This window comes from Archangium sp. (assembly GCF_036389735.1).
GTDB lineage: Bacteria > Myxococcota > Myxococcia > Myxococcales > Myxococcaceae > Archangium.
In genome coordinates, this window is record NZ_DASVWK010001057.1 from 1 (window position 1) to 8,904 (window position 8,904).

At 68.9% G+C, this 8,904-nt stretch carries 9 protein-coding genes; 4 read left to right on the plus strand and 5 right to left on the minus strand.

Annotated elements, in window-relative coordinates; all coding sequences use genetic code 11:
• Positions 1-318 (minus strand): enoyl-CoA hydratase/isomerase family protein (locus VF794_RS37825; protein ID WP_331118237.1); only part of this gene is annotated, 318 nt, incomplete at its 3' end.
• Between the two features lie 229 nt (positions 319-547).
• Here VF794_RS37825 and VF794_RS37830 point away from each other — a divergent pair.
• Together VF794_RS37830 and ligD are read left to right on the plus strand one after the other, a co-directional pair.
• Positions 548-988 carry an alpha/beta hydrolase gene (locus VF794_RS37830; RefSeq protein ID WP_331118239.1) on the plus strand — a complete coding sequence of 147 codons (441 nt, stop codon included), beginning with the start codon at positions 548-550 and terminating at the stop codon, positions 986-988.
• 86 nt (positions 989-1,074) lie between these two features.
• Complete coding sequence (gene ligD, locus VF794_RS37835; RefSeq protein WP_331118241.1) at positions 1,075-2,139, plus strand: non-homologous end-joining DNA ligase; 1,065 nt, start codon at positions 1,075-1,077, stop codon at positions 2,137-2,139.
• 27 nt (positions 2,140-2,166) lie between these two features.
• On the opposite strand, the gene VF794_RS37840 is transcribed toward ligD, so the two are convergent.
• Together VF794_RS37840 and VF794_RS37845 are read right to left on the minus strand one after the other, a co-directional pair.
• Positions 2,167-3,258: an ATP-dependent DNA ligase gene (locus VF794_RS37840; RefSeq protein ID WP_331118243.1), complete on the minus strand. Its 1,092-nt coding sequence runs from the start codon at positions 3,256-3,258 to the stop codon at positions 2,167-2,169.
• 104 nt (positions 3,259-3,362) lie between these two features.
• Positions 3,363-3,521, minus strand: a complete 159-nt coding sequence (locus VF794_RS37845; RefSeq protein WP_331118246.1) for a hypothetical protein — start codon at positions 3,519-3,521, stop codon at positions 3,363-3,365.
• A gap of 132 nt (positions 3,522-3,653) precedes the next feature.
• Here VF794_RS37845 and VF794_RS37850 point away from each other — a divergent pair, with 132 nt between their 5' ends.
• Positions 3,654-4,286 (plus strand): DUF6151 family protein, encoded by a 633-nt coding sequence (locus VF794_RS37850; protein WP_331118248.1) that lies wholly within the window; start codon positions 3,654-3,656, stop codon positions 4,284-4,286.
• Between the two features lie 185 nt (positions 4,287-4,471).
• Here the strand turns inward: VF794_RS37850 and VF794_RS37855 are convergent, their stop codons facing one another.
• Positions 4,472-6,190 carry a hypothetical protein gene (locus VF794_RS37855; RefSeq protein WP_331118250.1) on the minus strand — a complete coding sequence of 573 codons (1,719 nt, stop codon included), beginning with the start codon at positions 6,188-6,190 and terminating at the stop codon, positions 4,472-4,474.
• Positions 6,191-6,315: 125 nt separating this feature from the next.
• Complete coding sequence (locus VF794_RS37860; protein WP_331118252.1) at positions 6,316-7,662, minus strand: erythromycin esterase family protein; 1,347 nt, start codon at positions 7,660-7,662, stop codon at positions 6,316-6,318.
• 163 nt (positions 7,663-7,825) lie between these two features.
• Between VF794_RS37860 and VF794_RS37865 the strand changes: the two genes are divergently transcribed.
• Positions 7,826-8,904: hypothetical protein (locus tag VF794_RS37865; RefSeq protein ID WP_331118254.1), on the plus strand; the 1,079-nt coding region annotated here is incomplete at its 3' end.

An 8,904-nucleotide genomic window follows, 5' to 3' on the forward strand; every position in this document is an offset into this window, starting at 1 on the left:
GGCCACCGTGGGCACCGGCAGCTCCAGCACGCAGAGGTAGCGCGCATAGAAGTCGAGCATGAAGGTGCGCGCCTCCTCCGAGGACACCCGGCGCAGCCGCTCGAGCATCTGGAGGTCTCCCCCCGCGGAGAACGTTCCGCCAGCCCCGGCGAGGACGACCGCCCTCACGTCGGGGCGTTGTTGGAGCTCGGCGACCCGGCCACGCAGCGTCTCTCCGAGCTCGGGCGTCATCGCGTTGCGGCGGGCGGCATCATTCAGGGTGAGGGTGGCGACGGCCCCCTCCACCTCGAGCAGGACGGCTGTGGACGGAGTGGACATGGGCTCCCCTTTTATCAGGCCCGGCCCGAAGGCATGGCCATCTCGCGACGGGCCCCTGTCCGCACAACCATCGGCGGCTGACCGGTGAGCCTGGAGAGGGCCGCGGAAGGGGTCATGGGGCTGTGCACCGGGCCGGGGGAGAGGCCAGGCGGAGAATGCCGGACTCAGGAAGAACCTGGAGAAAATTGCAGCGCAACGCTGGGCGGAAGTGGATGGTGGACAGCGAGCGATGGTGATTGGAACGCCCGAAGTCATCACCGAGCATTCGTCGGCGATTGATAGAGAGTTCTTCGACTATTACCGCACGCCGCGCGGCCACCATCCGCGCTCGACCACGGCGATGTCGCTCACCAGTGGCGCTGCCATGTCGCTCTTCTGGTCCTTCGAGCATCTTGATTGGATTTCCCCGCGCCCGGTGTTGTTCATCACGGGCGACCAAGCGCACTCACGCATCTTCAGCGAGCACGCCTTCAAGAAGGCCTCCGAACCGAAGGAACTCTACATCGTGCCTGGCGCTGGCCACGCGGAATGGGGGCACTGTTGCAGCCTCCCACGGGCTTCCGAGGAGCCCCTGGCTGTTCAGGTGGTTCGAGGCCTACGAGAGCAGGAGCCGCAGGAGGGTCGCAGCCCTTGCCGGATTGCCTCCTTCCAGGGCAGTTCCAACGCTTGACTGCCAGGATCCGCTCGGTCGCCGAGCTGCCGGGCGCTCTGCCCTCACTTCGGTCACCCCGTTCCAGGTGGATCTAACTTGATGACATGTCCGACACGTTCACCCATTTGGAGGTCGCGGGTCGTCACGTGCGCATCAGCCGGCCGGAAAAGGTCTTCTTCTCCGCGCGCGGCGAGACGAAGCTCGACCTCATCGCGTACTACCTGGCCGTCGGTGAAGGTGTGCTTCGCGGCGTCCGCGAGCGCCCGTGCGCCCTCAAGCGCTACCCGGACGGCGCCGAAGGCGCATTCTTCTTCCAGAAGCGGGTTCCGGTCGGCGCGCCCGAGTGGCTCCAAACCGCCGAGGTGACTTTTCCCAGCGGCCGGAGCGCGGACGAACTCTGCCCGGTGGACCTGGCGCACGTCGTCTGGGCGGTGAACCTCGGCTGCCTGGACTTCAACCCGCATCCGGTACGCCGGAGCGACCTCTCGCACCCGGACGAGCTCCGCATCGACCTCGACCCGCAGCCGGGCGTGCGCTTTTCCACCGTGCGCGAGGTCGCCCTGTGCGTGCGCGAGGTGCTCGAGGAGCACGGGCTCGTTGGCTACCCGAAGACGTCCGGGTCGCGCGGCATGCACGTCTATGTCCGGCTCGCACCGCACTGGGACTTCATCCAGGTTCGCCACGCCGCGCTCGCGCTCGCGCGGGAGGTGGAGCGGCGCATGCCGCGCAAGGCGACGAGCGCCTGGTGGAAGAAGGAGCGCGGACGGCGGGTGTTCGTGGACTTCAACCAGAATGCGAAGGACAGGACCATCGCGTCTGTCTATTCCGTGCGTGCCAACCCCGAAGCGCGCGTGTCCTGTCCGCTGCGCTGGGACGAGGTCGCGGACGTGGAGCCCGAGGAACTCACGCTCGCCACGGTGCCCCGGCGCTACAAGAAGCTCGGCGACGTCTGGGGAAAGATGGATGCGCGTGCCTTCACGCTCGACAGCCTTCTTGAACTCTTCGAGCGACAGAAGGCCGCGGGGCTCGGTGAAGCCCCCTTCCCTCCGCACTTCGAGAAGCAGAAGGACGAGCCGCTGCGTGCACCGCCCCACGCGGGCGCTCTCCGCGCGAAACCGGCGCTCGCGGCACGTGCGCGGCGACAGCCGCGTCGCGGCGGAAGCCGTTGAGCCGACCCGGGCGCCAAGGCCGGAAACTCAATGGGCAGTGGCGGCCTCGAGCTCGGAGGCGAAGACATCGGCGAGTTCGGCCGGGACCGAGCGCTCCAATTGCGCGTAGGTGCACGAGCGCGGCGTTCGGTCCGGGCGCCACCTTCGGAAGTGCGTGGCGTGACGAAAGCGCATGCCCTGCAGGTGGTCGTACGCCACCTCGACGACGAGCTCCGGGCGCACGGGCTCCCAACTCGGGTCGCGCTGCGCGCTCCAGCGGCTCTGGGCCCCCGGCATCCGGACCGCGTCGTCCTCCACCTCCGCCCACTCGCGCCAGGGGTGCGTCTCCATTGCCCGCTTTCGGTACGGCTCGAGCTTCTTCGCGAGTTCCACCCGTTGCTTCGCGGTGAACCCCGTGGCGACGCCCGCGTGGTGCAGCGTGCCTTGCTCATCGTAGAGGCCGAGCACCAACGAGCCGATGCCCTGGCCGTCCTTGTGCCAGCGAAAGCCACCGACGACGCAGTCCGCGGTGCGCTCGTGCTTCACCTTGTACATCTCGCGCTTGCCTTCGAGGTACGGCAGGGCGAGCGGCTTGACGACGACACCATCGAGCCCGGCGCCCTCGAAGCGGCGGAACCAGGCCTCGGCCACCTCGCGGCTGCGCGTGGCGGGCGTGAGGTGAATCGGCGCACGGACACCCGCGAGCGCTTTCTGGAGCAACTTCCTGCGCTCGTGGAATGGCCGTGGCCGCAAGTCGCGCTTGTCAAGCGCGAGCAGGTCGAAAGCCACGAACGAGGCGGGCGTCTCCACCGCGAGCTTCCGAATGCGTGAAGCCGCCGGGTGGATGCGCTGCAACAGCGCGTCGAAATCGAGCCCGCCGTCCTCGCCCACGATCACGATTTCACCGTCGACGACGCAGCGGCGCGGCAGATGCGTGCGTATCGACTCGACGAGTTCGGGGAAGTAGCGCGTCATCGGCCGCTCGTTGCGGCTGCCGAGGATGACCTCGTCCCCGTCGCGGTAGACGATGGCGCGGAATCCGTCCCATTTGGGCTCGTAGAGCACCTCGCCTTCCCCCGGGAGTTCTCGCACCAGCTTGGCGAGCATGGGCGATACTGGAGGCATGACGGACAGCTTCATGAATGGAAGCTGGGCCCGACTCGAGCGGCGATCAACCCGGAGCACGGGCGTCCCCGCCGCTGATGCCTGCTCGCTCAGCGACCGGGTCATCCGGCAGGAGAGGCTCAGAAGAGGATGCAGCCCTGGAACCCGCTCGTCGCGCGCGGTGCGCAGACGCCCGAAGCGCCGCGGCCCTGGCCGGTCGCCGACGCGGTGCAGGTCTGCTCCACCGTGCCGTTGGTGATGGTGTTGTTGCCGTTGCACGCGCCTTCGCTGGCCGCCATCGTTGCGTCGAGCTGCTGCATCCGCACGAGGCCGCGCCGGTGTGCTGAGTCTCGTTCCGCGTTTCGAATCCTTTGACCATCTCCGGCGCAAGCACGCACATCGCGCGTCAAAAGGTGATATGCGGCGTTCCCATGTCTCGAGACGTCGAGCTCCAGTGTCGTTGCGGAAAGATCCACGGATGGCTGCGCGATGCGGCGCCAGACACGGTGAACCGCGTTGTCTGCTACTGCGACGACTGTCAGGCGTTCCTGCACCACCTCGGCCGCGCCGAGCTGCTCGACGAGCACGGTGGCTCGGATATCGTGCAGGTCGCCCCCTCGACGCTCTCGTTCGATCGTGGCATCGAACTCGTTACCGCCGTGCGCCTCACGCCCGAGGGCCTCTATCGCTGGTACGCGAGCTGCTGCAAGACGCCGCTCGGCAACACGGTGTCGCCGCGGCTACCGTTCGTCGGGATCGTCACCGAGCTGTTCCAGCGGGCGCCGAATGCACGCCCGTGTGACGAAGTCTTCGGCGCGCCGCGCGGTGGGATTCTCGGCAAGTTCGCGATTGGCAATCCGCCGCCCGGGTCGGTAAAGCCGAACGTGCGCCTGCTCGCGCGTGCGTTCCGCAAGGTGCTCGGTTGGAAGCTCCGCGGCAAGACGTGGCCACATCCGTTCTTCGATCGCGCGAGCGGCAATCCGAAGTACCCTGTCACGGTGCTCTCCACGGTTGAGCGTGACGCGCTACGCTCGCTGTGTGGCCCACGTCCCGCTCGCGCGTGACCGCAGGCCGCGGCCGAGCGGAGACGGCAGGACTACAAGTGCGGGTGCCCGCGGTGACACGCCGACTGCGGCTCTGCCAGTGTGGTGTCAGCCATTGGATGGGTGGAATTCCTGGCGTATGCCCAATACAAGGCCGACGAGGCGCAAGTGCAGGCGCAGGCGGGCAACGACTGGCCCCCTCCCTCCTACAGGCCCCCCTGCTGCTCGAGCGCCGCCACCAACTCGGCGGCCCGCCGCGCATGGCTCCGGGCCTGCTCCGCCGCACGCGCCGAGTCCCGCAGCGCCGTGTTGAGGTCCGCCTGCTGCTCCAGCACGTGGGCCATGTTCAGATCGGCCTCCGGCACCGGCGGGAGGCCCTCGGGGGCGGGTAGGCCCAGGAGTGTGTATTGGAGCGCGCGCTCCCGCTCATCCCATGCGCGCTGATACGCCTCATTGGACTCTTGGAGGGCGGAGTCCACGAGAGCGGGGGTGCTGTCCGAGGCCTGCTGGGCCACGCCAGCGAGTTCCTCCACGCGGGCCGCCGCCTCACGGGCCGCCGCCAGGTCTCCGCTCCGCACCGCCGCCTCCACGTCCGCCAGGGCGTGCGCGCTGTTGGCGGCCGCCTCGGTCGCCCGGCGCTCGGTCAGCTCGGCCGCCGGGTTCGTCGGCGCCGCGTAGTGCGCGGGAGCGCCGTCGCCCTCCTGCACCGGGCTGGTCCGCCCATCCAGGTCACTGTTGTTGGCGAGCGCCTCCTCGAAGGGCAGCCGGTGGCTCAAATAGCCCTCATTGAAGTCATGGGCGCTGAAGTTGAAGCGGCGGTTCGGCGTGGCCTGCCGCGGGTCGTCGCGGATGAAGTGGATGGCGGCGCGGTCGCCTCCCGCGGCGGCCTGGCGCTCGGCCGGGTCTTCGATGGTGCCCAGGCCCGTATCCATGGCCACCATGTCGTAGTCGTTGAGGTAGTGCACGTACTGCGGGCCGTAGGGGAAGCTGGCCGCGGCACCTCCAAAGGTCTCCACCTGGACGGTGGACAGCATCTCCTCGGCCCTCTCGGCGCCGTGAGCCTCGGTCAGTGCCTCCTTCACCTGCTCCAGCGCGTTGGCCGTCACCAGGGCTCCCTGGCTGTGGGCGATCAGGTGCACGGGATTTCCGGCAGCCAGGTCCTGCGTGATGGTGCCAGCCAGCGACGTGGTGGCATCGTTCAAGAGGTCCTGCGCGATGGGCGTCTTGTCGGTCAGGCACTGCACCAGATCATCAATGATGCCGAAGCCTTTGCCATACGTGGCGTTGTGGATGCCGAAGACGTCGGTACCCACCGCGTTGGCCACGCTCTGCATGCTCGTGGTCTGGAAGTTGGCGTCGTTCTGGATGCCGTTGATGAAGTAGGCCGTTCCGTTGGCCGGCTGGCCGTTGTTGGGGCTGGTGGGCGTCAGGCCCTCGACCGGGGTGCCCGGCGGGTAGACGTTGCCCTCGCCGTCGATGATGCCGCCGTCATAGGCGAGGTCGTTCTGCTGGTCCCCGTTGCCATACACGCCGCCCACCTGATCGATGGGCTCCGGCTCCTGTCCGCTCCCTCTGCTCGCCGAGCTCATGGACCCCACCGCCGCCTGCACCGGTGAGGCGGGAGCGGAGGCCACGGCGGGCATGGCGGAGTCCGCGGCGGGGGTGGCGGAGGCGACGGCGGGCGCGAAGCTGTCCTTCCAGTAGTCCGCCTGGGCACTAGGGGACGTTTCCTGAGTGGCCTGGACGCCCTGAGTGGCCTGGGCGCCCTGAGTGGCCTGGGCGCCCCGCGACCGGACCGGGTCGGCCGAGGTCCTGGAGGTGTCCACCCGATTCCGCTCCGTGTCCGCGGCCGGCGTCGTGTCCTCGCTCCGGGTGCCGTAGCCCTTGGACGTGTAGCTCGGGGAGGACTTGTTCACCTTCGTCATGGCCGGTTCCTGGAGGCCACTTGTGGACACCCGGATTGGCGCCTACGGCGGGGACTCTCCAAGTCTTATCGTTCCAAGCGGGAAAAAGTTTCCCCAGGGCCTCCCTTTTTGAGGAAACGGTTGGCTCAACGTCCGAGCGGGAGTACCCGGGTGCTCCTGTCCACGTGGATCACCGCGTCGAACTGCTCCGCCATCCGCGCGTCCAGGTAGTTGCCCGCGCGCTCCAGCGAGGGCTGGAACACCACGCCGACGGCTCGCTCCGAGCGGAGGTGCTGGAGCACCTCGGGCGTGTCACCCCGCAACCGGACGACGAACCGGGGCAGGCCGAGCTGATGGAACAGGTGCTCGTAGCTGCCCTCCACCGCGGGCGCCAACGGCTTGTCCTCGGGCGCGCCGCCCCAGCTCGACGCGGCGGTGACGGCCCCTTCGTAGGTGGTGAAGCCGAGCAGGAAGGTGCTCCGGTCCCACTGGGTGCGCACCAGCTCGCCCAGGTTCAGGTCGCCTTGAGCCGCCATGCTCGTGGCGCGTGCATCGCCCACATGCGTGTTGTGCGCCCAGACGATGACGCGGGCCCGCTGGCCAGTGCGAGCGTGGTGCTCCGTCACCGCCTGGAGCACTCCGAGCATGTGCCGATCCCGGATGTTCCAGGAGTTCTCTCCCTGGTACATCCCCCGGTAGTACGCCTCGCCGTCCTTCACCGCGCGGGCGCTCTCGCGCGCGTCGAACCATGCCTCGAGCGCCGCTTCGCCGCGCTGCTCGGCGCCGGACCGCTGCGCCTCCACGTCTTCCAGCAGCTGCGCGGCCTCGCGCGTGCACACCACCGCGCCTCTCGCCGCCTCGGGGCCGTACGCCTCGCCGCCCCGGCCCGCGCGCCGGAAGCACGCGTGGTAGCCGCGCGCCCGCTCGCCAGACTCCGGGGAGATGCCTTCCAGGTAGGCCACCGCCCGCGTGAGCGCCGCGTCCAGGTTCTGCAGATCCAACCCGTAGAAGCCCACCTTGCGTGGCGCCTGGGCATTGTGTGCGCGCATCCACTCCACCAGGCCGCGAACCTCCTCGTTGCGCCACATCCAGTTGGGGAAGCTGGCGAAGCCGGCCAGCGGATCCGGTCCGTCCTCTTCGCCACGCACGTACGCGTTGACGGGCGAGGCTTCGGGCCAGTCCCCTTCGATCAGCACGGCGGTGAAGCCGTGCTCGGCGATGAGGTACTGGGTAATGCGGGAGCGAAGCTCGTAGAACTCGCGGGTGCCGTGGGTGTCTTCGCCCAGCAGCACCACGTCCACCGAGGCGAGGTCCTGTCCGAGCAGCGTCTCCCGGGCGGGGTCGGCCTGGAAGGGGAGCGCCGCGGCACGGAGTTCCTCCACCTGCGCGTCCGTGGGCGGCTCCTGCCGGGTGAAGCCCTGCTCGGTGCCACACGCCGACAGAACGCACAGAAAGACGATGAGTCCTGCCCCTGCTCGCCCATGGTTCGCCATGACCTTCAGGGATAAGCGCCGCATAGGCCCGGCACAGTTGGCGTAAAGGACAGGGCGCCTTCCCAACGCCACGCCTGCCTGGAGGGCACTCCGCCTCGCGGTCGCCATGCAGGTGGGCCGCTGCTCTTGTGTTGGACCCTCCGGGCGTCTAGATGGCGGGGCCATGTCCCGGCCGCGCTCCTTCCGCCTGTCGCCCCCCGTACTGGCGCTTGTCCTCACGGCGCTCTCCTTCTGTGTGGTGGGCGGACGGTTCCTCTCGCTGCCCTACAAGCCTCCCTTTGGCGGGCTGTCGGGGACGGAGTTCACGGATCACTCCTCGCACATGAACGCGGCGCGGCTTTTCACCCTCTGCGGCACCTGCGTCTGGACCCTCCCTGTCAGCCAGCGCTTCCCCTCCGCCACGACCGAGGAGCGGCGGCAGGTGTCCGAGGAGCTCCGGCCCTACATCGCGGAGGCGGAGATCTTCTCCGTGCCTGGGTGGACCCTCGAGAAGCCCTTGATGCTCAACTGGTCGCACCTGCCGCGGCCCTACCCACCCGGGGTCCTGCTGCTCGTCGCGCCGGTGTCACTCGCCTACCACTTCACGTCGCTCTCCTTTTTTGGCGCGATGCACCTGCTCATCCTCGGTTTCCTGCTGTCCGCGCACGTGGGCTTCTACTTCGTGCTGCGCGGGGCGCTGGAGTCGCCAGGGCGGACGGGGGCGCTCGGCCTGCTCGGGGGGGTGCTCCTCTACAGCGAGACCGTCCGCTGGTCGCTGGAGGGTATCTATGACGTCGCCATGCTCGCACCGCTCGTGCTCTGTGGGCGCTTCCTCCACCAGCGGCGGGGACTGGCGGCGCTGGTGGCCTACTGCGCGGCCGCCTTCCTCCACTACCGCGCCTTCTTCTTCGCACCGCTGCCCCTGTACGCGGCGTACCTCATCCTCCGGGAGCGGCAGTGGCGCGAGTGGCGGGCCCGGGACTGGTGCGCCCTGGCGGTGGCCGTGGTCCTGGGCGGAGCGAGCCTGTACACCTTCTGGCTCGTCTCGCCCTCACTGCCCCTCTTCCCGCGGAGCAACCCGCTGGCGCTGCACGCGCGCAACACGGCGTTCCGGTTGATGCTCCTGCTGGGCACGCTGGCCGTCGCGGCCTTCGTGTATGCGCGGGCGTGGCTGGATGTGGCCCTGCTGGGCTGGGCGAGCGTGATGCTCACGCGCATCCTGCAGATTCAACACTGGCACGCGCTGGCGCTGCTGATGTGGCT